General features: G+C 46.8%; 19 protein-coding genes. 7 read left to right on the top strand and 12 right to left on the bottom strand.

Features of this window, described 5'->3' with window-relative positions; translation table 11 throughout:
• Positions 1-46: 46 nt before the first annotated feature.
• A complete protein-coding gene (rluE, locus tag GOU96_RS07040) occupies positions 47-772 on the bottom strand; it encodes a 23S rRNA pseudouridine(2457) synthase RluE (protein WP_001961419.1) in 726 nt (241 codons plus the stop codon).
• Positions 773-1,081: 309 nt separating this feature from the next.
• On the opposite strand from rluE, the gene GOU96_RS07035 reads away from it, so the two are divergent.
• Positions 1,082-3,307, top strand: a complete 2,226-nt coding sequence (locus tag GOU96_RS07035; RefSeq protein WP_267780622.1) for an NADP-dependent isocitrate dehydrogenase — start codon at positions 1,082-1,084, stop codon at positions 3,305-3,307.
• A gap of 98 nt (positions 3,308-3,405) precedes the next feature.
• Here the strand turns inward: GOU96_RS07035 and cspD are convergent, their stop codons facing one another.
• Positions 3,406-3,627 (bottom strand): cold shock domain-containing protein CspD, encoded by a 222-nt coding sequence (cspD, locus tag GOU96_RS07030; RefSeq protein ID WP_000190603.1) that lies wholly within the window; start codon positions 3,625-3,627, stop codon positions 3,406-3,408.
• A gap of 472 nt (positions 3,628-4,099) precedes the next feature.
• Here cspD and clpS point away from each other — a divergent pair, with 472 nt between their 5' ends.
• Positions 4,100-4,420 carry an ATP-dependent Clp protease adapter ClpS gene (gene clpS / locus GOU96_RS07025; protein WP_000041728.1) on the top strand — a complete coding sequence of 107 codons (321 nt, stop codon included), beginning with the start codon at positions 4,100-4,102 and terminating at the stop codon, positions 4,418-4,420.
• A 38-nt stretch (positions 4,421-4,458) separates the two neighbouring features.
• A complete protein-coding gene (clpA, locus tag GOU96_RS07020) occupies positions 4,459-6,729 on the top strand; it encodes an ATP-dependent Clp protease ATP-binding subunit ClpA (RefSeq protein ID WP_000932415.1) in 2,271 nt (756 codons plus the stop codon).
• A gap of 68 nt (positions 6,730-6,797) precedes the next feature.
• Here clpA and GOU96_RS07015 read toward each other — a convergent pair whose 3' ends face one another.
• On the bottom strand, positions 6,798-8,474 hold the full coding sequence (locus GOU96_RS07015) for an aspartate:alanine antiporter (protein ID WP_001018085.1): 1,677 nt from the start codon (positions 8,472-8,474) through the stop codon (positions 6,798-6,800).
• A 201-nt stretch (positions 8,475-8,675) separates the two neighbouring features.
• Positions 8,676-8,939, bottom strand: a complete 264-nt coding sequence (locus tag GOU96_RS07010) for a GrxA family glutaredoxin (RefSeq protein ID WP_000498418.1) — start codon at positions 8,937-8,939, stop codon at positions 8,676-8,678.
• Positions 8,940-9,247: 308 nt separating this feature from the next.
• Here GOU96_RS07010 and GOU96_RS07005 point away from each other — a divergent pair, with 308 nt between their 5' ends.
• The gene (locus GOU96_RS07005) at positions 9,248-10,495 is read left to right on the top strand and encodes an iron-containing alcohol dehydrogenase (RefSeq protein ID WP_248430058.1); all 1,248 of its coding nucleotides are present in this window, start codon (positions 9,248-9,250) and stop codon (positions 10,493-10,495) included.
• 90 nt (positions 10,496-10,585) lie between these two features.
• Here GOU96_RS07005 and GOU96_RS07000 read toward each other — a convergent pair whose 3' ends face one another.
• The 5 genes from GOU96_RS07000 to GOU96_RS06980 form a co-directional block, all read right to left on the bottom strand.
• The gene (locus GOU96_RS07000; protein WP_001093848.1) at positions 10,586-11,440 is read right to left on the bottom strand and encodes a MurR/RpiR family transcriptional regulator; all 855 of its coding nucleotides are present in this window, start codon (positions 11,438-11,440) and stop codon (positions 10,586-10,588) included.
• A gap of 307 nt (positions 11,441-11,747) precedes the next feature.
• Positions 11,748-13,394, bottom strand: a complete 1,647-nt coding sequence (gene panP, locus GOU96_RS06995; RefSeq protein ID WP_057554318.1) for a pyridoxal-dependent aspartate 1-decarboxylase PanP — start codon at positions 13,392-13,394, stop codon at positions 11,748-11,750.
• A gap of 109 nt (positions 13,395-13,503) precedes the next feature.
• Positions 13,504-14,013: a hypothetical protein gene (locus GOU96_RS06990; protein WP_000826868.1), complete on the bottom strand. Its 510-nt coding sequence runs from the start codon at positions 14,011-14,013 to the stop codon at positions 13,504-13,506.
• 188 nt (positions 14,014-14,201) lie between these two features.
• Positions 14,202-15,107: a lysine exporter LysO family protein gene (locus GOU96_RS06985; RefSeq protein ID WP_000948497.1), complete on the bottom strand. Its 906-nt coding sequence runs from the start codon at positions 15,105-15,107 to the stop codon at positions 14,202-14,204.
• A gap of 20 nt (positions 15,108-15,127) precedes the next feature.
• Entirely contained in the window at positions 15,128-16,048 is a 921-nt protein-coding gene (locus tag GOU96_RS06980) for an HDOD domain-containing protein (protein ID WP_000019000.1), read from the bottom strand.
• A gap of 377 nt (positions 16,049-16,425) precedes the next feature.
• Here GOU96_RS06980 and GOU96_RS06975 point away from each other — a divergent pair, with 377 nt between their 5' ends.
• Positions 16,426-17,013 (top strand): TfoX/Sxy family DNA transformation protein, encoded by a 588-nt coding sequence (locus GOU96_RS06975; RefSeq protein WP_001005364.1) that lies wholly within the window; start codon positions 16,426-16,428, stop codon positions 17,011-17,013.
• A gap of 95 nt (positions 17,014-17,108) precedes the next feature.
• On the opposite strand, the gene GOU96_RS06970 is transcribed toward GOU96_RS06975, so the two are convergent.
• The 3 genes from GOU96_RS06970 to GOU96_RS06960 form a co-directional block, all read right to left on the bottom strand.
• Positions 17,109-17,657 (bottom strand): hypothetical protein, encoded by a 549-nt coding sequence (locus GOU96_RS06970; RefSeq protein ID WP_001232641.1) that lies wholly within the window; start codon positions 17,655-17,657, stop codon positions 17,109-17,111.
• A gap of 190 nt (positions 17,658-17,847) precedes the next feature.
• On the bottom strand, positions 17,848-18,345 hold the full coding sequence (locus GOU96_RS06965; protein WP_001031964.1) for a response regulator: 498 nt from the start codon (positions 18,343-18,345) through the stop codon (positions 17,848-17,850).
• Positions 18,342-20,297, bottom strand: a complete 1,956-nt coding sequence (locus tag GOU96_RS06960; protein ID WP_267780618.1) for an ATP-binding protein — start codon at positions 20,295-20,297, stop codon at positions 18,342-18,344. The genes GOU96_RS06965 and GOU96_RS06960 overlap by 4 nt, the downstream gene beginning before the upstream one ends.
• A 222-nt stretch (positions 20,298-20,519) precedes the next feature.
• Between GOU96_RS06960 and GOU96_RS06955 the strand changes: the two genes are divergently transcribed.
• Together GOU96_RS06955 and serC are read left to right on the top strand one after the other, a co-directional pair.
• Positions 20,520-21,785, top strand: a complete 1,266-nt coding sequence (locus GOU96_RS06955; protein ID WP_000835928.1) for a YdgA family protein — start codon at positions 20,520-20,522, stop codon at positions 21,783-21,785.
• Positions 21,786-21,906: 121 nt separating this feature from the next.
• Positions 21,907-23,001, top strand: coding sequence for a 3-phosphoserine/phosphohydroxythreonine transaminase (serC, locus tag GOU96_RS06950; protein WP_181743246.1), 1,095 nt, complete (start codon positions 21,907-21,909; stop codon positions 22,999-23,001).
• The last annotated feature ends 47 nt before the right edge of the window (positions 23,002-23,048 follow it).

Below are 23,048 nucleotides of genomic sequence, written 5' to 3'. Positions count from 1 at the left end.
GGCAACTCCAAGTAGTTTGGCTATATATTTTTGATTAATCAGAGTGTTAAAGCGTCACTTCCCGCCACTCACCGGGCTGCAAATCTCCCAAGTTCCAATCGCCCATGGAGTAACGAATCAAGCGTAGAGTCGGGAAACCGATGTGCGCCGTCATGCGTCGTACTTGGCGATTACGCCCTTCCATTAAAGTAATGGCTAACCATGTGGTCGGAATTGCTGCGCGAAAACGCACCGGCGGATTGCGTGGCCAAAGCGTGGGTTCGGGCATGATGTCGACTTTCGCCGGTAAAGTCGGGCCATCTTTTAAGGTCACTCCGTGGCGCAATGCCTCAAGGTCGCTCTCTTGTGGCGCACCTTCAACTTGCACCCAGTAAGTTTTTGGCGCTTTGGATTGCGGCTGAGTCAATCTGGCCTGCAAAATTCCATCATTGGTTAAAATCAGTAGTCCTTCGCTATCGCGATCCAAACGTCCTGCGGCGTAAACATCCTTAATTGGGATGTAGTCGGCCAAGGTTTTTCTTCCATCCCCATCGGTAAATTGGCTTAAAGTGTCATAAGGTTTATTAAACAGGATCACTTTTCGCTCAGCAGGAGAAAGGGGGCGCTTAGGTGAAAAAGCCGTTTGAGTGGCATTTTTTTTCTTGTTAGCAACACTCTTTCGATTTGCTCTCGTTGGTGGATGGCCAGCGTTTCTCGCGGCTCTTTGTTTAAAATGCGACTTTCGTTGATCGGAAGAAGAGGAGGTGGCATCGCTGGACAAGCGAGATGACATGTTAAGCACCTTGCAAAAATGTAAATAAACTGTGTTTGAAAGTTTTCCGCAGAGGCGAGATCGGCTATCATTTGCGCGCCCTGGAAAAGGTTTAACGAACAAGATAATAGACTATTGTCTTCAATTTGTTTAATTATAAATACCTTCACTCAAGGACGAGCTCGAAGGCGGCTCAACGTCATTCGAACACAGGATTTGCAAGAGTGAGAAGATCGTACTCAGGTTGAGGGGATGTCGCCGACTTGAGAACGGACAGTCACACAGTGTCATTGCATCCAATGGTGCTGTTAGAACAGATAGGGAAAGTTCATGCCTACCAATAAACCTACAATTATTTATACCATTACTGATGAAGCCCCAGCGCTGGCAACGTATTCATTACTGCCGATTATTCAATCATTTACTGCTTCATCAGGCATTAACGTAGAAACACGCGATATTTCATTAGCTGGTCGTATTCTGGCTAATTTCCCTGAGCATTTGACCGAAGAACAACGTATCAGCGATGCGTTGACTGAACTGGGTGAGCTAGCAAAAACGCCTGAAGCGAACATCATTAAACTGCCAAATATTTCTGCTTCTGTTCCTCAACTCAAAGCGGCGATTAAAGAGCTGCAAGACAAAGGCTACGCACTGCCAAATTACCCAGAAGAACCAAGCAGCTACGAAGAAGAAGCGATCAAAGCTACTTATGACAAGATCAAGGGTAGTGCGGTAAACCCGGTGTTACGTGAAGGTAACTCCGATCGCCGTGCGCCAGCCTCGGTGAAAAACTACGCCAAGAAAAACCCGCACTCCATGGGCGCTTGGAGTAAGGATTCAAAATCACATGTTGCAAGCATGAGCGATAAAGATTTCTTCGGTAGCGAGAAGTCGATGACGGTGAGCGGCGCAACTAAAGTGGCAATTGAGTTCGTGGGTAAAGAGGGTGCAGTGAAAGTGCTGAAAAAGCCTTTTGCGCTGCAAGATAAAGAGATCATCGATACCAGCGTGATGAGCAAAAAAGCGCTGATTGCTTTCTTTGAAAAACAAATCGCGGACGCCAAAGCGCAAGATGTGCTGTTCTCACTGCACATGAAAGCGACCATGATGAAAGTCTCGGATCCAGTGATCTTCGGTCATGCGGTGAAGGTGTACTACAAAGCGGTTTTTGATAAGTATGGTCAACTGTTCGATCAACTGGGTGTGGACGTTAATAACGGCTTAGGTGATGTCTACGCGAAAATTCAATCGCTGCCAGAAGCGCAACGTGTAGAAATTGAAGCGGCGATTCAAGCGGTATATGCGACTCAACCCGCTTTGGCGATGGTGGACTCAGATCGCGGTATCACCAACCTGCATGTACCAAGCGATGTGATTGTTGATGCGTCTATGCCAGCAATGATCCGTACTTCAGGCCAAATGTGGGGCCCTGATGGTAAGCAGAAAGACACCAAAGCGACGATTCCCGATCGCTGCTACGCAGGCGTTTACCAAACCGTGATCGATTTCTGTAAACAGCACGGCGCGTTTGACCCAACCACTATGGGCAGTGTGCCCAACGTGGGTCTGATGGCACAAAAAGCAGAAGAATACGGCTCACACGATAAGACCTTTATTCTGGATGCTGAAGGTGTGGTGCGTGTGATTGATGATGCGGGCAAAGTGCTGTTGGAACAAAGCGTGGAAGCGGGCGACATCTTCCGTATGTGTCAGGTAAAAGATGCGCCAATCCAAGACTGGGTAAAATTGGCAGTAACTCGTGCTCGCGCTTCCAACACGCCAGCCGTTTTCTGGCTGGATCCTGCACGCGCTCATGACGCTGAGCTGATCAAGAAAGTGAATCAGTACCTACCTAATCACGATACCTCTGGTTTGGAAATCAAGATCCTGTCACCGGTTGAAGCCACGCAATATTCACTTGTGCGTATGAAGGCGGGACAAGACACCATTTCTGTAACAGGTAACGTGCTGCGTGATTACTTGACCGACTTATTCCCAATCCTTGAACTGGGTACTTCAGCGAAAATGCTCTCTATCGTTCCGTTGATGAACGGCGGTGGCTTGTTTGAAACGGGCGCGGGCGGCTCTGCACCGAAGCACGTACAACAAGTACAAAAGGAGAACCATTTACGTTGGGATTCACTGGGTGAGTTTTTAGCGCTAGCCGCATCTCTGGAGCACTTGAGTGTGGTCACTGGTAATCGCAAAGCACAAGTGTTGGCGGATGCGCTTGATAAAGCGACGGGTAAGTTCCTCGATATGAACAAATCGCCTTCACGCCGTGTCGGTGAAATTGACAACCGTGGTAGCCATTTCTATTTGGCGACTTACTGGGCGCAAGCACTGGCTGAACAAACGGCAGATGCAGATCTCGCGGCTGAATTTGCTCCGATTGCAAAAGCGCTTGAAGAGAAAGAAGCGCAAATTGTCGCAGAGTTGAATGGCGCACAAGGCAAGCCTGGCGATTTGGGTGGCTATTACGCACCTGAGTTTGCGAAGGCGGCTCCGCTTATGCGTCCTAGCTCGACCTTCAACGCGATCATTGACCGTTAATCTAGCTCAGACAACAAAACAAAACCCGCCCAATGGGGCGGGTTTCTATTTTTGTGCTTTGCAAATTGCCAAAACACGCCAGTGTGGCAAGAAATCCACTATTTTGCTGATTGTCCCTCGATTGGCACAACGCAGCTCGCGTGGTATCCCTTAGGACCTTGCTCCACCTGATAAGAAACCTGTTGACCGGCTTTGAGTGTACGGTATCCGTCCATCTGAATGGTTGAGTAATGAGCGAAAATATCTCCGTCTTCACCCTCCGGGCAAATAAAACCGAAGCCTTTGGCATTATTAAACCATTTCACTGTACCTGTAGCCATGCTATACATCCCTCATGCATTTTATAACTGATGTTTTAAGAGAAACGTCAATCTGTCCCCAGGACTTCCTGACTTCTCAGAAGTGAATAGCGATTCAGCCTATGCTTAACGTTAGTCACTAATTGACCAATTTAGACGATGATTGAACGCAGTCAATAGGACGAACGTATAAAAGCACACAGTTTGATATGCAAACTCAATTTTGCCATTGCAATTATATAAATTTGTCATTTGCAAATCGCGAAGCAAATTATTAACAAGCTTGCATATTGGTGTCTGTAAAGTAAGCAATCGCGCTATTCGTGATCGCCATTCGCAATGTTTTATTTGCAGCGTTACAATTGCTGCATTAGTCTCTAAGTAAGAGGCGAAATTCATTAAAGTGCGGATGCCGTCAGTGAGTTTAAACGGCTAGTTTTACAGCACTTTATAGTTGAATTCTCTGTAAGAAGCCCTCAAATATTGAAGTGTCATGAGTAAAAACTTTGAATGGATCTCTCCAGACTTTGATTTGCTGGAGAAAGAAAAGACGGCGGTTAAGCCACCATCTATGTATCACGTGGTGTTAAACAACGATGATTACACACCGATGGACTTTGTAATTGAGATTCTTGAGCGCTTTTTCTCTATGGATATAGAGAGAGCGACGCAAGTGATGCTCAAAGTGCATTACGAAGGAAAAGCAATATGTGGCACGTTTACTGCAGAAGTTGCAGAGACGAAAGTCGCTCAAGTAACGATGTACTCAAGGGAAAATGAGCACCCACTTTTGTGCACGATGGAGCAAGCTTAAACTTGCCGGGCAATGTGGTTGTTCCTTAAGGAGGCCTTATGCTTAACAAAGAATTAGAGTCGAGTCTAAACGGCGCGTTCGCTCGGGCACGAGACAAAAGACATGAATTTATGACCGTCGAGCACCTCCTACTTGCATTGTTGGAAAACGATGCAGCGCGGGAAGCCCTGTTAGCCTGTCAAGCCGACATTGATGTATTACGCCGTGAGCTGGATACTTTTATCGACCAGACCACGCCCCTTATCCCCAAAAATGACGAAACTCGCGAGACACAACCGACGTTGAGTTTCCAACGCGTACTGCAACGCGCGGTGTTCCACGTGCAATCTTCCGGTCGAAGCGAAGTGACGGGAGCCAACGTGCTGGTGGCGATTTTCAGTGAGCAAGAGTCGCACGCGGCCTATCTGCTTAAGAAAAATGACATCAGCCGCTTGGACATTGTTAACTTTATTTCGCACGGCATTACCAAAGCGTCTAACCATAGTGAAGACTCTTCTTCCGATTCGTTTGGCAGCAGTGATACTTCTGAAGAGGTGAGTGCTGACGAGCGTTTGGAAAGTTTTGCGACCAATCTTAATCAGTTAGCAAAACAAGGCCAGATCGACCCACTGATTGGCCGTGACAAAGAGTTGGAACGCACGATTCAAGTTCTGTGTCGCCGTCGTAAAAACAACCCACTGCTGGTGGGAGAAGCGGGTGTCGGCAAAACTGCGATTGCGGAGGGCTTGGCATGGCGAATTGTTGAAGGCAATGTGCCGGAAGTGATTCAGCGTAGTGTGATTTATTCACTGGATATTGGTTCGCTGTTAGCGGGCACCAAATATCGTGGTGATTTCGAAAAACGTTTCAAATCGATTTTGAAACAGCTTGAGAAAGAGAAAGACGCCATCCTGTTTATCGATGAAATTCACACCATCATCGGTGCGGGTGCCGCTTCTGGCGGTCAAGTCGATGCGGCGAACCTAATTAAGCCTCTGCTCAGTAGCGGTAAACTGCGTTGTATCGGCTCAACCACCTATCAAGAGTACAGCAATATTTTTGAGAAAGAGCGTGCGCTATCTCGCCGCTTCCAAAAGATTGATATTGTTGAGCCTTCATTGGACGATACCACCAAGATTTTGATGGGATTGAAGACCAAATACGAAGCTCACCATGATGTGCGCTATACCAATAAAGCGCTGCGTGCTGCGGTTGAACTTTCAGCCAAATACATTAATGAGCGTCATCTGCCTGACAAAGCGATTGATGTAATTGATGAAGCGGGTGCGCGGGCACGTTTGATGCCAGCAAGCCGTCGTAAGAAAACGGTCGGTGTGGCGGAAATTGAATCCATGGTCGCCAAAATGGCGCGGATCCCAGAAAAATCCGTCTCCTCTTCTGATAAAGACATTCTGAAGAATCTGGATCAGAAGATGAAAATGTTGGTGTTTGGTCAAGATGCGGCGATTGATGTGCTGACAGAGGCGATCAAGCTGACCCGTGCTGGATTAGGCGCAGAACATAAACCAGTCGGTTCTTTCCTGTTTGCAGGCCCAACTGGGGTTGGTAAAACAGAAGTGACTCTGCAGCTTTCTAAGCTGCTCGGTATCGAACTACTACGTTTTGATATGTCGGAATACGGTGAGCGCCATTCGGTAAGCCGTTTGATTGGTGCACCTCCGGGTTATGTGGGTTATGACCAAGGTGGGTTACTGACGGACGCCGTGATTAAGCACCCGCACTCGGTTGTTTTGTTGGACGAAATTGAAAAAGCGCACCCCGATATTTTTAACTTGCTATTGCAGGTGATGGATAACGGTACGCTGACGGATAACAACGGCCGTAAAGCCGATTTCCGCAATGTGATTCTTGTGATGACCACCAATGCGGGTGTGGCCGAAACGGTGAAAAAATCGATTGGTTTGATCCAGCAAGATAATAGTCATGATGCGATGTCGGAAATTAAAAAGGTGTTCACTCCCGAATTCCGTAACCGTCTTGATCACATTATCTGGTTCAATAGCTTAGATGAGCGTGTGATTCATCAAGTGGTCGATAAATTTATCGTGGAACTGCAAGCTCAGTTGGATGCGCGTGGCGTTTCTCTGGAAGTCTCGGAAGATGCCCGCCACTGGTTAGCAGTGAAAGGTTATGACCGTGAGATGGGCGCTCGTCCGATGGGACGTGTGATCCAAGAACAACTGAAGAAACCACTCGCCAACGAGCTGTTGTTTGGCTCGTTAGTCGATGGTGGCACCGTGAAAGTGACGCTGAGTGATGACAGACTGGCTTTCGAGTATTTCGGTACTCGCGAAGAGGTGGTTCACTAGACGTCTCACAATACGCAAAAGGCACCGCAAGGTGCCTTTTTTGATCCACAGTATTGGATAACTCCAATTTAACTGAGCAAGATAAAGATGGTGCCCGTTAAGGTCATTAAGATATTGGCAATCGCGTAGGTGCCCGCATAACCCAGTGCTGGAATGGTAGACTTAGCGTATTCATTAACCACATCCATCGCCGGAGCACAGGTGCGCGCGCCAATAATCGCACCAAATAATAGAGCGCGGTTCATCTTTAGAATGTAGGCACCAACCAAGTAAGCGAACACGACAGGTACAACGCTCACTAAAAAGGCTAAGCCGATCACTTGCACACCTACTTCGGAGAGATGTTGGAACATTTTGCTACCTGCATTGAGCCCAATCCCGACCATGAAGATGGCTAGACCAAGGTCTTTGACCATATTGAGTGCGCCTTGCGGAACATAACCGAAAGTCGGGTGGTTGGCTCGCAAAAAGCCCAAAGTGATACCAGAGAGCAGTAACCCTACCGCATTACCTAAGCTAAACGAGACTTGGCCAAAGGTCATGGTGACCAAACCAAACAGAATGCCAAGAATAAAAAAGCTACAGAAGGCAAGCAGATCAGCCATTTGGCTGTGTACAGAGATAAAACCGATTTTATCTGCCAGCCCCTTTACTTTGCTTTTCTCGCCGCTGACTTGCAGGACATCGCCTTTGGCGAGCACGATATCCAGATCCATCGGCATTTCGATTTGCGCACGAACGACTCGGTTAAGGAAGCAGCCGTATTCCGAAAGATTAAGATCGGAGAGACGTTTTCCCGCAATGCTGTCACTTTTTACCACGATCTCTTCTTCTGAAATTCGTAGGTCGAGTAAGTTACGGTCAAACACTTCTTTGCCATTGCGAAAGCTCGGGTCAAGACGAGCGTGGCTATCTGGGAAACCTACGAGAGCAATTTCATCCCCTTCTTGCAAGATGGCATCACCATCAGGATGAGCCAAAATGCCATGTCGGCGGATACGCTCAATATAACAGCCTGTTTGACGGTAGATACCCAGCTCACGCAGATTACGGCCGTCGATCCAGTTAATCAGTTCAGGTCCGACTCGATAGGCGCGGATGATCGGCAGATAGACTTTACGCTGACTGCCTAACCCTCGTTCTTGCGCGATTTGTTGAGCAGAATCGGACAGGTTTTGCTTTTGCAACTTAGGGAGTAATTTAGCAAACATGATCATGCTGATAAGGCCGATCAAGTAGGCCATCGCATAACCGACCGAGACATTATCTAGAATCAGTGACAAATCCATATGTCTTGGTACCGAGGCAAGTCCAGAATTGAGCGCATCCTGAGCACCTACCAGCACAGGCGTTGAGGTCAATGCGCCCGCCATCATCCCGGCGGCTAAGCCATAATCCAGATTAAGATAGTAACCACCAAAGTAGGCAATCCAAGTCGCAGTGATCAATACGACTAAGCTTAGAATTAAGTAGTGTTTACCATCGCGGAAGAAAATACCAAAGAAGTTAGGACCCGCTTCAATGCCGACGCAATAAATAAAGAGCATAAAGCCGATGGTTAACGCTTCCGGTGTAAAGGAAAAACCAAGATGCCCCATGATTAGAGAGGTGATGAGCACTCCAATCGAATTACCCAATTGGAAGCTGCCAAAGCGAATTTTCCCGAAAGAGAGACCGATGGCGAGGACAACAAATATCAGCAAAATTGGATTTTGCTCTAGCAACAAAACGACGTCGATGTTCACGATTTAACTCAATTCACGCGTGACAAGAGGGGAAATAATAAAATTTTGGGAATTGTATCCGAATATTGCAAAAAGATAAGTGAATTTTTGCGCGGATGCGCATTATTTGGAGCGAAATAGCTAAAAAATCCTAAGTCTGCAGAATCTCGTACGAACAAAAAAGCCTGCGATATTCACAGGCTTTTTCGATTTATCATTTTATTAGTCAAATAGACCTAGATTCTCTTTTGCGTACGCTTCGAAGTCTGTGCAGCCGCCGATGTGTTGTTCATCGATGAAAATCTGTGGAACGGTTTCGACTGGCTTGCCGATGGTTTTTTCTAGATCGGCTTTAGTGATGCCTTCGGCGTGGATATCAACATAGCGGTAGTTAAAATCATCACGCTTTGCTTTCAATGTTTCAGCATGCTCTTTGGCACGAACACAGTAAGGACAGCCAGGACGACCAAAAATGACCACAAACATATCTTTCTCCTTCATTTTGTTTGCGGGTACTATGCCCGATTCAAAGGGGGAAATAAAGCGTGATTTTTCCTCTTGATTTAATAGATAAAAACAATGGTTTTACTCTCTGCTTCGCTTTTTCTCACCACTCTTCTTGGCTCGCAGTTATCATGGAAGAGATTGAAAATCCTCAATTTCTATGTGAGGTTGTGCAAGAACTAGCAGATTTTTTGTGGTTAATTTCGGCAAGTTGCACTGGGTCAAACAAATTTCTCCCATTTGGGCGCAAGCTTAGCACTATCGGATGTGTGAAAGGCCTTGGAGGGAGCATGTTCCAGTTTATGACCGCGACACGGATCATCTTTGGTGAGGGGTCGCTAGAGAGCTCCCTTTCGATAATCAGCCAGTACGGATACAGCGTGCTACTGGTCTCGGGGAAAAACGCTGAGCGCTATGCTCCTCTAACGGCCTATCTACAACAGCAGAACATGCGCTACCAACATGTTGCAGTTTCTGGCGAGCCCAATATCACTATGGTTGAAGAAGCCGCGATGCTCGGTCGTCGCTTTAAACCTGACATGGTGATTGCGATAGGCGGCGGTAGTGTGTTGGATATGGGGAAAGCGGTCGCGGCGATTATCCCCAATCAAGGCAACGTGTATGACTATGTTGAGGTGGTTGGGCGCAGTGTGCCACTCAAAGCCAAACCACTGCCATTTATCGCGATTCCGACTACTGCTAGCTCGGGTTCTGAAGTGACGCGTAATGCGGTGCTGAAATCGGCGCAGGACAGAGTCAAAATTAGCTTGCGCAGTCCTGACATGTTAGCGGACGTTGCGATCATTGACCCCACTTTGACTTACGGTACGGATCCTGTGACGTCCGGTCGAGGAGCCATGGATGCGTTTACTCATCTTATGGAAGCTTACGTGTGTGGAGAGCCCAATCCTCTAACCGATATGATTTGTGAGGAAGGGTTACGGCGTTTAAGCCGAGCGATGATCGCGGGCTGCTTGCGCGATGATAAAAAAGCACGCAGTGATCTCTCCTTCGCTGCCATGCTGGGTGGAATGGCGACAACCAATGCCAAATTAGGGGCCGCCCATGGACTGGCTTCTGCACTGGGCGGCAAATTGGATGCGCCACACAGTGTGATTACCGCGCGACTTGCGCCGATTGTGATGCGAGAAAATATTGATGTGGCTAAAGAGGCTGGGCGCAGTGATATTCTACAGCGCTACAAGATCGTTTCGCGCATTCTGACTGGTCGCAAAAATGCCTGTGTGGAAGATGGCATCTTATGGGTCAATATGATGCTAGAAAAATTATCGATTCCTAATTTGACCGATTTTGGTGTCTGCGCGACCTCTTTTGAACGCGTGGCCGCAGATGCACTGAAATCAACAGCGATTAAAGGTAACCCGATCCCTTTGACCATGGATCGCTTGACTCACATTCTGCATCAAGTCTGCTCTTGTCAACCACTTGCGGCGATAGAGCCTCGAGCATCACAAGGTGAGGTGGAGATTCGCCATTTGCTAAAAGAGGAAGGAAGCCGCTTGAGCGGGCAACATTGAGCCTATTCCTCCTTATTGGAAACCATCATTATTCTGACTCAAAATGAAAACGGAGCCACTGGGCTCCGTTATTCTGTCTTTGTGTGTGGCCTAGTAAGGCGGTAGTTTGTCGTAGCGAGAATCTTTCAGCACTTCTTTCACGCGCTTAAGATTTTCTCTAAAGCCTGAACCTCGGCGCAAAGTAAAGCCAGTTGCCAATACATCGATCACGGTCATTTGCACTACGCGACTTGCCATTGGCATATACACGTCTGTGTCTTCAGGCACATCTAAGCAGATCGATAATGAACTGGCTTTGTCCAGTGGTGAATCTTTAGCGGTAATCGCGATCACCGTTGCTCCGTTTTCACGAGCAAGATTGGCGATTTCAACCTGACTTTTGGTGCGGCCAGTATGAGAAATCAGCACAATCACATCATTATCAGTGCAGTTGATACAGCTCATTCGCTGCATCACAATATCTTCAAAGCAGCTGATCGGAATATTGAAGCGGATAAATTTATTCTGTGCATCGCGTGCGACCGCAGAGGACGCGCCTAAGCCAAAAAACGAAATACGTTTTGCTTGAGTGAGCAGGTCAACAGCACGGTTGATTTGCACGGGATCCAAACTGTTTTTCGCTACATCCAGACACGCCATAGTCGATTCGAAAATCTTGTGGGTGTATGCATCTGGGCCATCATCCTCTTCTACGTTACGGTTAACGTAAGGCGTGCCGTTTGCAAGGCTTTGAGCTAAATGCAGTTTAAAGTCCGGAAAACCTTTGGTATCAAGGCGGCGACAGAAACGGTTCACCGTAGGTTCACTCACGTCCGCCATTTTCGCCAGCGTAGCAATGCTGGAATGAATAGCGGTTTGTGGTGATGCCATAATCACTTCGGCAACCTTACGCTCAGACTTGCTAAAGTTTTCCAGGTTTTTTTGAATTTTTTCTAATGTATTCATAGTGTTCACGCAGGCTAGAGAACAACTCGTTGGTCTGGGCTTTGGAAACAATAGGGGAGAAATCAATGGCTTCCAAATGCTAAACCCACCAACGCCAATAAACCGAGTATAAACCTAAGCGTGATGGATCCAGAAACGAAACTCTCAGAAAGACCGTGAGAATATGACAAGCCTCAATTAAATTTTATAAAAACTACACTTTTGAGGTGTGGTGTTGCCCATATCTGGTGCTTCTAGCCCATGATTGACGCAAGAGTTACAGCAAACTGAAATTTTATTTCTGTTTGCTGTAACTCTTAGCGAAGGATTATTGGTTCAGAATGCATTGGGTCAGATGTTCGATTTGACGCATCAACTTTGGCGCTTGTTGCGCGATTTCTCGTTGTTCATCCAGCACGTTATGCAAAATTTCTTTGGTTGTCAGCGGGTTGGCCAATACCACTCGGAAGACTATGGTTGCCAATTTATCCCATTGGTGTGGATTGAGCTGGGTACGTGACACAAAGGATTTTCCCGTTTCCCTTTGTTTCTTCTGAATAAACTTAGTGAGTTCGTTCAGTAGCTCATTCAACTGAGCACGCTGTACCCCTTGCGATTTTCCTAGCGCCATGCGGACATGCGCGGGTAAATATCGATAAGTCAACAAGCAGAGTTCCGGTTGCGAAACCAACTCAAAGTCAGTTTGCGCATCAATCAGGTCGGCAAAATAACGCGCTTTTTCAATACTTTGATCGATAAGTAGCTGATAGCCTGGGCGGCTAATGATGTGCATGCTGGCATAAACCAACATCGCCATGCCTGAGCGTGATCCTTCTAGGGTATGACTACCCAAATCTTTAGAGCCTTGACGCAAAATGTACTGGGCATGATGCTCAATTGAGCGCATCGCATTCGGGTCTTTAAACAAGACCATACCCGCACCCATAGGGATGTAGAGCTGCTTATGAGCATCAATAGTCACTGAATCGGCCAACTCGACACCATCAAGCAGTCCTCGATAACGGTTTGACATTAACGTCGCGCCGCCCCAAGCCGCATCGATATGGAAGTGGATCTGTTCACGCTGACAAATCTGAGCAATGGTGCGCAGTGGGTCAATATTGCCGGTTTCTGTGGTGCCGGCGACTCCGACAACGGCAAACACTTTGATCTTATTGGCTTTTAACTCGGTGATTTTCTGCTCTAGATCGTGTGGGCAGATACGGTTATGCGCATCGGTTTTGACCGCGACCAAGCCTTCTTGGCCTATACCCAGCACATCGGCCGCTTTTTTCAACGAGTAGTGGCCTCGTTCGGAAACCAAAATGGCTAAACCTTCATGACCGTAGTGGCGCATGGCTTTGAAGAGCCCCGCTTTTTCAACGCCGGGGAAATCGCCTTCTGCTTTAAGCGCATTATTGCGAGCAACCCAAAGTGCCGTAATGTTGGCTATGGTTCCGCCTGAGCAGAAAGCGCCGAGTGAGTGCTCAGCACTGTGCATCCACTGTTGATAGAAGTGATCCGTCTCGCCATAAATCAAGCGATGGATCATGCCTAGCACTTGACGCTCTAGCGGCGTGAATGCCTTCGAGGTTTCAATTTTGACCAGATTCTGGTTGAGAGCGATCATAATTTTTGACAGCGGCATCAGGAAGTAGGGCAGTGCCGATGTCATGTGGCCAATAAAACTGGGCGATGCGGTGTGCACTGAGTGTGACACCAGAGTATCCAGTAAATGTTGGGTATGATCGGAAACGAATTGAGGCTGTTCGGGAATGTGCGCGTTGGAAAAATCTTTCTCAATCTCTTTGAGCGGCTTTTCTTCTGCCACAATGTGTTTGCGCAAGAAGTGGTTTAAATTGCGAGAAAGCTCTTCATCGATTTTGGTTAATGTTGAGTCTGGACCTTCCGGGACGGTGAAGATCTTGAGCAGAGAATCGAAGTTGACTTGCGCGGATTTGTGTTCTGATACCATACAGCGTCGTTATTATTTTGATTGATGGGCTTCAAGCGGGACAATCTAATTCAAAACGGGAACAATGTCCCGTCTTAATTCGGAAAGCCTTGATTGCATTGGTGTGTGATTATTGACACTTCATCGCTTCGACTTTTTCAATCGCCTGATTATAGCGATTCAGCGCCGATTCGATCTGCTTAGGGTGACTGAGCAGGTCTGCCAACGCGGAGCGCAGTTCATAATTTTTCGGGTGAGGTGTGGCTTGTCGGTCGGCAAAGGTTACGCTGGCTAACTTGCCAAGCTCATCGCTGCGTGTCGCCAATTGTTTGATTTCTGGCTGTTCTAGTTTTAACCATGATTCAACATGTTGGGTGGTTGCGACTTTACTTGGGTCATGTTGTAAGTAGTAATGAACAGCCGCGCGATTCAAGGCAAAGTGGTGCTGTCTGCCCTCTAAAAACCATTGACTCACTTCGGCTAAATCTGGGTTACGTTCACTGGTCAGTTTGGTGAGATCGGCATACCAGTTCAATGAAGCATCGATGTAGGCATCGTATTTTTGGCTGAAGCAGGTGTTATCCGCATAGGCTGAAGCGGAGACGACCGACATCAGTAAAACAGTGCTCAGGCGTTTCATAATCTTTCCTTTTGAATTGTTATTTTTAGTCGTTCTTGATGGGACTTCATTGAGATAAACCTTAACCCCTAACTCGAAGAGACTTGTTCTACCCAATCATTTAGGGGCGCTAGGTTAAAATATTGTTTACTAAATTGTAAATCTCAAGGCGAAACATTGTAAACGAGCTCAGAGGGAAATCCTGCGATCTAGCTTGCAAGAGAAACAAAGAACAGGATCAAAACCGGCACCAATAGACTCAGAATAAAGCCGCTAACAATCGCCACCGGAACACATTTTACACCGCCAGTGGTTTGAATGACGGGCAGGGTAAAATCCATGGCTGTCGCTCCGGCATAACCAATCGCGGTACAGGGTTTGCGCCGGATCAGCATGGGAATTAACACCAGCGCGACTAGCTCGCGCAGTAGCTCAATCATAAAAGAGGCTCCGCCGAGTACCGGCCCAAAAGCATCGCCGACTAAGATACCGGCTAATGAGTACCAGCCAAAGCCAGAGGCCATCGCCAGTGCTTGGTAAATTGGCATGTCAAGTAGCCACGCAGCAATCACGCCACCTAGCCAACTGGTTAGGATGATCACTGCCGCGATAACCATTCCGTGCTTATTTAGCAAGATCTGTTTGAGCGATAAACCACTGTTGCGCAGTTGAATACCAATAAAAAACAGCAAAAGGAAGAGGATCCAGCCGCTTGCGGATTCGACCCAATGTAAGTCTTGATTCAGTAACACACCCGCCACCAGGCCTGCACCGACCACCAAAATAAGCTTCGCAGACTCCAACATCATGCTTGAGAGCGGGACTTTTTTATGAGTGATATCGGTACTAAGTGGCAGATAGCGATCAACTAAAGGTAAGACTAAGAGGTTGCATGTCCCTAGCACCACGAAAAAAACAGCCGTGTATTTGACAATGGTTTGTAAGTTACTTTGTAAGTTATCTAAGCCCGCGAGACTCAGACCCATCAAAAATAAGATGACGTAAACGAGATGCGAAGTCGCTCGACTCAAACGATGGAGATGAGATGGGTTACGAATAATGAATAGGTAACCCACCACGAGTGGTGCAAAAACAAAGATCATCCCTGACAGCATAACATCCTCACAGTGGTACATCAGATGCCACTGGCACTGATCACATCACTTAGCTTGTTGTTAAATTCCATTTCACTTAAGTTGCTGAGCTGGTAGAGCACTTCAGCGCCTTCAGAGTTGATCTCGACATTATGATCATCAATCGCATCATCTTTCTTTCTGAACATCAGTAAGTGATGAGCAATACGAGCAATATCGAGGTAAGTGACTTCTTGTCGCTCGGTTACCAGCTCAGTGTTGCAAGCGACTTCCAAAAAGTCATGGTCAAATCCCCAGTGACGTAACACCAATTGACTGATTGGTGAGCACTGAGATTGGAAAATCTTCAGTGCAATAGTGGGATCCAGATAATTACCATTTTGTAGATATAAATGGTATTCATTGACCAGACAGAAGATACCGATATCCGCCAACAAACCGACTAGCAGTGCCTTTTCCAGCTCAAGGTACTGGTATTTCTTCGCATCCACACACTTAAATGTCTGGGTCACCAGTAACATGGTGGCCCCCATTTCGCGAGAAATGGTCGCACTTTTAAGTAAGATGCGATTGCACTCTTTACTGAGGTTGACGGAGTACTTCAACTGTTCAATAGCTTGCGCCGTCACAATATCACGAACGCGCAAAATGCCAAGACGTGAAACGGCCGTGACAATATCGGTGCACGTAATGTTTCGACGATTAAACACAACTGAGTTCGCCACGCGAATCACAATCGCGGAGAGCCCAGGATCTTCAATTAAGCAGTCCGCGACATCGGATATGGATGTCGATTCCGCTAAGCACAGGCGCTGAATTTTTAAAACGACATCTGGAATTGGGGGAAGTGAAATTTTCCCGGTACTGATAGAAAGCTCGACCAATTGCGCAAATTCACTTTCCAATCCTTGGATGAGTTTATGTTTGGTTTCGGGTAACCAGTAAAAAGATAGGTGACTCATAAAATACACGATCAAGCAAAGTTGGTAGCATTTTAACTATCGCTAAACTAAATAAGCAAACGGTTCCATGCATTTTACCGATTACGCTGGTTTTTTCGTTGAACTATTGAGCGATTTAATAGATGAGGTTTAAGTATAGAGGAGCAACAAAAAATTGACGCTGTGATACTTGTCTCATAATATGGCGCAAAAGTATTGCATCGATGTGAGATAAGTCCAGACTTATTTCTCTTCGTAAACTATCATTAGCTTCATAAAACAAGCAAGCTCATACGAACGATTGAATAGACTTGCTAAACAATTTCATTATTTTCGCTTTATTGCTGCTATCTGGTGATCTTCCTTAATCGGGGAACGTGATTAAAGGATCAATGGATATGAATGAGCAACAGTTTTTCGACTACGTAACTAAGTTTGGCGCCTACCAAAAACGCTCGATGTTTGGTGGTATTGGCTTGTTTCAACACGACGCTATGTATGTGTTGGTCAGTGAAGACCGCATTTTTGTGCGTGGTGGAGAAGAGCTCGACCCTGAGCTCTTGGCCTTAGGGTGCGAGAAATATCGCCATGTTAAAAAACAGACAACGGCAACCGTAAACTATTACGACATCACTGAACTGTATGAGCAACATCACCCTGAGCTAGACTCGATCATTGAACGCTCGATTCAGTTTTCTGTGAATCAGCGGGAATTTCAACGCTCAGCAGCCAGTCGTCGTCTACGGGATTTACCTAATATGCAACTGACTTTGGAGCGTATGGTAAAAAAAGCGGGCATTGACGATGTGGAAACTTTTATTAGTCTCGGTGCGCCAGAAGTGTTTAATAAGGTGCGTCAAGCTTATGGAAGTGATGTCGATGTAAAACTACTGTGGAAGTTTGCGGGTGCGATTGAAGGCATTCACTGGAAATTGCTGCAAGAGCCGCGTAAGCGCCAACTGTTAGAAAGTTGTCAGCAGCGTTAAGTTAAAGCGTTACCCACGTTCTCAATCATAAAAAAGCCATAAGCCAGAAATCTGGTTTATGGCTTTTTTACTGTATCGCGACGAACGCTAACGGATCAGAAGTTAAAGCGAGCTGTGAACATCAACTGATCGTCGTAAAAGTCGTTTATGCGAGCTTCTGCACCGAGAGAGAACAGCTCGGTTGCGTGGAAGCGTGCGTATACTGAGCCTAGCCAATCATCATTGTTGTCGATAGAGACGTAACCTGCTTTACCGCCCACCTCAAGCTGAGGCCCTAACCACTGACGAATACCAATGTTTAGTTCCATGCCGGTATCGGCGCTAGAGCGTTTGCGATCATCGACTAAACGAAACAGCATTTCACCGGTAAGATCTGCCCAGTTATTGACTGGCGCGTGGAATCCAAATCCGGCCGCGACATCGTAGTCACTTTCAAATTCTGAGTCGATTCGACCGATCACATGAGCATTAGGGTGAACAGAGCGGCTCATCGCAGCACCAAAAGTCATAGGGCTGGCGCCGATGCGCGCTTCTACATAGTCATAGCTAAAGTTGCTCATTACGGTACGGCTATCACGCTCACCTTCAGCCAGTGCCGAGCCAGCGACGAGAAGTAGTGCAGTTGCAACGATTGTTTTACGCATAATTAAGATAAACCTTTATCTTCTGATTAATTCCAAGGCCACTACCTGAAAGTTGCAGTGACTGAAGCCTTAAAATCGACTCCGGGTTCATGGTTTGACATCATAAAGCATTGATGTATCAAGCTACTATCAAAAAATGTCAGAGTTTTGTCGTTCATATGAAATTTAAGCAATTAGAGTGCCAAATTCCCTATTCGCCAAAGCTCATTCTTTTAGCGGCGATCGCATTTAGAATTTTTTCTGCATCGAGAATTTGAATCCAAGGCATTAGGTCCTCTTCGTTCTCAATCACGTAATGAGTCAATTGCTCTTTTACGGCTTGGCGCAGTTGTTCTCCATGCCAAGGCTTAGCGATGTAAAAGTGTAAACTGGCATGGTTAACGGCTTGTACGGTATCTTCCAGCCCTGCTTGGCCTGTGAGTAACATCTTGCGTGTGCGGGTGGTATCGGCTTCTTGGTTGAGCTCAATAAGAAATTGAATGCCAGTCTGCTCCGGCATGATGTGATCACACAGGATCAGGGCGAGGGGAATCGCCTCTTGGCGATAATCCTCAATCACGGATTTTGCTTCCGCAACCGATTCGGCCGCTTCAATAATGAAATGCTCTTCAAAACAGTCGAGATCTTGCACCACACTGTCGAGCACTTCTCGTTCGTCATCCACACATAAAATCAAAAATTTGTTCATGGCTTGCTCCTTGCCAAGGTGGGGGCGGATACCATTAAAGGCAGCCACACCGTCATGGTGGTGTAGTGGTTAGGTTGGGAGTCGACATCAATCCAACCTTGATGTTGCATAATGATCTGTTGACAGACAGATAGGCCAATCCCAAGACCAAAGTTACCTTCTCGTTTGGTGGTGTAGTTGAGGGCAAAAATCTTCTGCTGTAACGCTTGTGGAATGCCACAACCATTGTCGGTGAAGCGAATCACGGCGTAGTCGATATCTTGACGACGTTGCTGCTCGGTTTCAATACGCAATACGCCATGTTCAGGAAAAGCGTCAATCGCATTTGAGATGAGATTGGTCCACACTTGCTGTAGCGCAATTGGCAAACAATAGATTAATGGTAATTGTGCGTACTCTTTTTCGACACTATGCCGTTTTAGGCGATTTTCAAAAATGACCAAGGTATCTTCTATCCCTTCATGAATATCGGAGAGTCGATAAGTTTCATCGTCAGGACGTGCATAGCCTTTAAGGCTTTTCACCATGTCAGCAATCCGCTGGGCACAGACTTGGATTGAACGCAGAGTACTGCCGGTGAGGTGATAGCTTTCCAGCTGTTCAAGTTGTTTTTGCGCTATTTCCGGTCGACTTTTGGCGAGTTGGATCATGGCCTCATCGTCATCCAAGCCCAATTTGACCATTTTTTTGGCGATTAAACGGTGATGGATAAGCTCTTCTAACTGTTTGGCTTTGTGACGCTCTTCGGAAGTGGAGATCGGCTTAGCCTGCATGGCTTTTTGCAATAGTTGCGCACCTAATTGCTCGGTTGGCGCTCGCTCTTCACCCTCAATCAAATGTCCAATATGGCTGGATAAGGTTTCAGTACCGCGCAAAATGGCAGCGACCGGATTATTCAACTCGTGGGCAACGCCTGCCACCAGTTGTCCTAACATCGCCATTTTTTCACGCTCCATCAATTGTTGATGGGCAGACTCTAAAGACTCCAACGTTTTTTGCAGTTCAAGTTTCGTGGTAATACTGCGTTGCAATCGACGATTAAAATGGCGCAGAAGTAAGTTGGTAAACAGAGGCAGTAGACTGGTGTCGTTGTGCATGACTTTGGCGAACACGTCACGATCAAGTTTTATCACTTCAGTCTGGGTTAGGGTGATCGCAGTCGAAAAAGAGGGTTCGCCAGTCACAAATGACATACCGCCGATAATATTGCCTTTTTTATGGCGTACCACTTCACGCTGTTGGCCAAGATCGTCTTGCTTATATAAAGCCACTTCGCCTTCGGTGATAAACCATAAGAAACGGTTAGGCTCGCCCTCTTCGGTCAGTAAATGCTGCGCGGAATAGGTTCGGCACGCTTGAGTCTCGTCTTTCTCATCAAAAAACTGGTACAGCGCCCCAATCACTTTTTCGGCTAATTCACTATCGGATAAGCGGTGATAATCCGTGATGAATCCTTCACGGTAGCTGCGCATCTTATTATCGATGTGCGCGCGTAACAGACGCTGCTGATCCAACACCGTGCTGTAGCTCAAGATATTGTCTTTATCGTGTTCAAGTACAAAGGAGGTCAGTTCTTGTAAAGCCGTTTTGCGTAGCACGTTATCTTGCAGTGGTTTAGTCAGGCAGTAGTCTAAGCGACCTTCGTTGACCGCGCTCAGAATGGCTTGGATATCTTGTCCACCACTCACCAGAACTTTGCGAGCGTGTTTGGTGTGCGCCACTTTATCTAATCGAATCAAAAAATCCGCACCATTGAGCGCTTCGTGATGACTGGCGATAACTAACGCGGCGATCTGTTCACGTTGTTCAATAAATTCAAGCCACTGCTGAGCTTCATCAATAGATTCAGCGCTGCATAGGTCGAATTTACTGGCAAAACCAGACAGTTCTTGACGCCATTGTTCAATACTGAACGGATTGTTATCTAAAATGAGCAGGGCGTAGCGATTCACAACCTTTTCTCTGGCAAGGGTTCACGCCGTTACTTTAGCAGGGATGGCGCTGATGAAGTGGGAGCAGAGTTGGAGAATTTCCAATCAAGGCTGTTGCAATTCAATACTCTGATTTGATTCATACTTTTCCCGTTGTTTGCACAAATGTTGACAATTATTTGTATCTTGTACGAGTTTCGTCACCTAAACTAAGGAAACTCAATCCCAAGGAAATATTCGACTATGAAATCAATAAAAATGATCGGTGCAGTGGGTGGGGCTGTTGCGCTAGGTTTGTGTTGGCCACTCGCGGTGGGCCAAATCGGTGAATCTGCGATCAAAGATGGCCTCAACAATTTTGAAAGCTCATCAACCAAGGCTGAACTGGTTAACTATCAGCGCGGTTATCTGTCATCACAAATGCAGACGCGTTACAAAATCACAGACCCGACGATTGTGGCGCAGTTAGAAGCAGAAGGTATTCCGACCGAAATTTTAGTCGACAGTACACTGACTCATGGCCTGATGGGGGTGTCAGCGGTATCAACACTGCCGCAATTCCCTGAGTTTCCACTGCAGATTCTTTCGAATACCAAGTTAAACGGTAACACCGATTACACGGTGAAGCTGGAACAGTGGAACTACGTATTCCAAGGTGAAGAGCCTGTCGCAGTGACCATTGAACCGGCACAAATGAGCGGTTCTTTAACGACATTGGGTGAAATGACGTTCCAACTGAATGTACCAAAGATCATTTTGGATTTTGAAAACCAAGCGCAGATGGTACTCAGCCAGATCACCGGTGACGGTCAAGGTAAAGAGAGTGATGGTTTGTGGCTAGGCGCACAGAATTTCAAGCTGGATAAACTGAGTGTCAACCAAGAGGGACAAACGGAGTTTGATATGGGTGGTTTTACTTACCATTTCACTTCAGGGTTGGATACCACACAGACTCGTTTTACCACGGCTCACAAAATGAAGATTGCCGATGCCAAATACAGCGGCGGCGAGTTTAAAGAGTTCGCTTTAGATTTCACGTTGGGGGATTTGGATACCACGGCCACCAAAGCGCTGTCTAAACTTTATCAAGGTGCGCCAGAGATGACCGAGCAGGATGTTGAGCAGATCTTGCCACAAGTGGAAGCACTGTTCAGTAAAGGGTTCTTCGTTTCAGTGGATAACTTCTCGGCCAATATTTCTGGTGGTGATTTTGCATCGAACTGGCGACTGAATGTGCCTGAAGGGACGGAAAATCTACTGCAAGATCCGATGGCGGTCATCCCAGCGCTGACCGGGCAGACTAAAACGTATATTTCCAACCAGTTGGTGACGGCTTTCCCATTTATTGCACAAGGGATTGACCAGCTCATGATGATGGAAATGATGACTCAAGATGATAAAGGCTACACCCTACAAGCGGAAATCAAAGAGGGTAATGTGGTATTCCCGAACGGAAAAACCATGCCACTCGTCATGTTGTTAATGCCGCTGATGATGTCGCAAGGCTAAAAATTCGCGCGGTCGTTCGTTGCTTGGGGAAAGAGGCGTTAAGGCCTCTTTTCTCGCTTTTTATCTGGCGTAAAAAGTGGTATTAATCACAACACTTTTCGTTAGCAGGAGCAATGAACACATGGAGCACAACACCGATACGGTTTATAACTTTAGTGCGGGTCCCGCCGCCTTGCCTAAGGCTGTGATGCTGCAAGCACAAGCGGAGTTTGTAAACTGGAATCATCTTGGCACTTCGGTGATGGAAATTAGCCACCGTAGTCAGCCATTCATTCAAGTAGCCGAGCAAGCTGAGCGCGATCTGCGCGATCTTCTGAATATCCCAGATAATTACAAAGTACTGTTTTGTCAAGGCGGAGCGCGTGCACAGTTTGCGGCTGTACCACTTAACTTGCTCGGGGATGCAGAGACGGCAACCTACATTGATGCCGGTTACTGGGCGATGAGCGCAGTGAAAGAAGCGAAGAAATACTGCACCGTCGATGTTTTTGACGCCAAAATTGAAAAAGAAGGCAAAATTGCCGTATTACCTGCGAGCGAATGGCGCATTGCGAACAATGCTGCCTATGTGCACTTCTGCCCGAATGAAACGATTGATGGTATTGAAATCAACGATTTGCCTGTCACAGACAAACCGATTGTTGCCGATATGTCTTCGACCATTTTATCTCGTGAAATTGATGTATCGAAATACGGCGTGATTTACGCTGGCGCGCAGAAGAATATTGGACCTGCGGGGATCTGTATCGCCATCGTGCGTGATGATTTGCTGGATTTGGCTAGCGATCTGTTACCGGGAGTACTGAACTACAAAATTCTTGCTGAGCAAGAGTCGATGTTTAATACCCCGCCTACCTTTGCTTGGTATCTCTCCGGCCTTGTTTTCCAATGGTTGAAAGCACAAGGTGGCGTCAAAGCGATTGAAGAAGTGAACCGTGCAAAAGCGGCGCTGCTTTATGGCTATATTGATTCATCCGATTTCTACCGTAACGAGATCCATCCAGACAACCGCTCGCTGATGAACGTCCCATTCCAACTGGTGAAACCCGAGTTGGATGATACCTTCTTGGAACTGGCTGAAGCGCGTGGCTTGGTGTCATTGAAAGGGCACCGTGTTGTGGGGGGGATGCGTGCCTCTATCTATAACGCGATGCCGCTAGAGGGTGTGCAAGCGCTGGTCGATTTTATGAAAGAGTTTGAAGCGCAACACGCTTAATGGCATGTGGTTGATAGCTCACGAAAAAGGCTTCCATTCGGAAGCCT

The organism is Vibrio sp. R-1 (assembly GCF_035615595.1).
In the GTDB taxonomy this organism is placed as follows: Bacteria; Pseudomonadota; Gammaproteobacteria; order Enterobacterales; family Vibrionaceae; genus Vibrio; species Vibrio cholerae.
The sequence above is the reverse complement of the archived record's forward strand: the minus strand, read 5'-3'. Positions and strand labels throughout refer to the sequence as shown.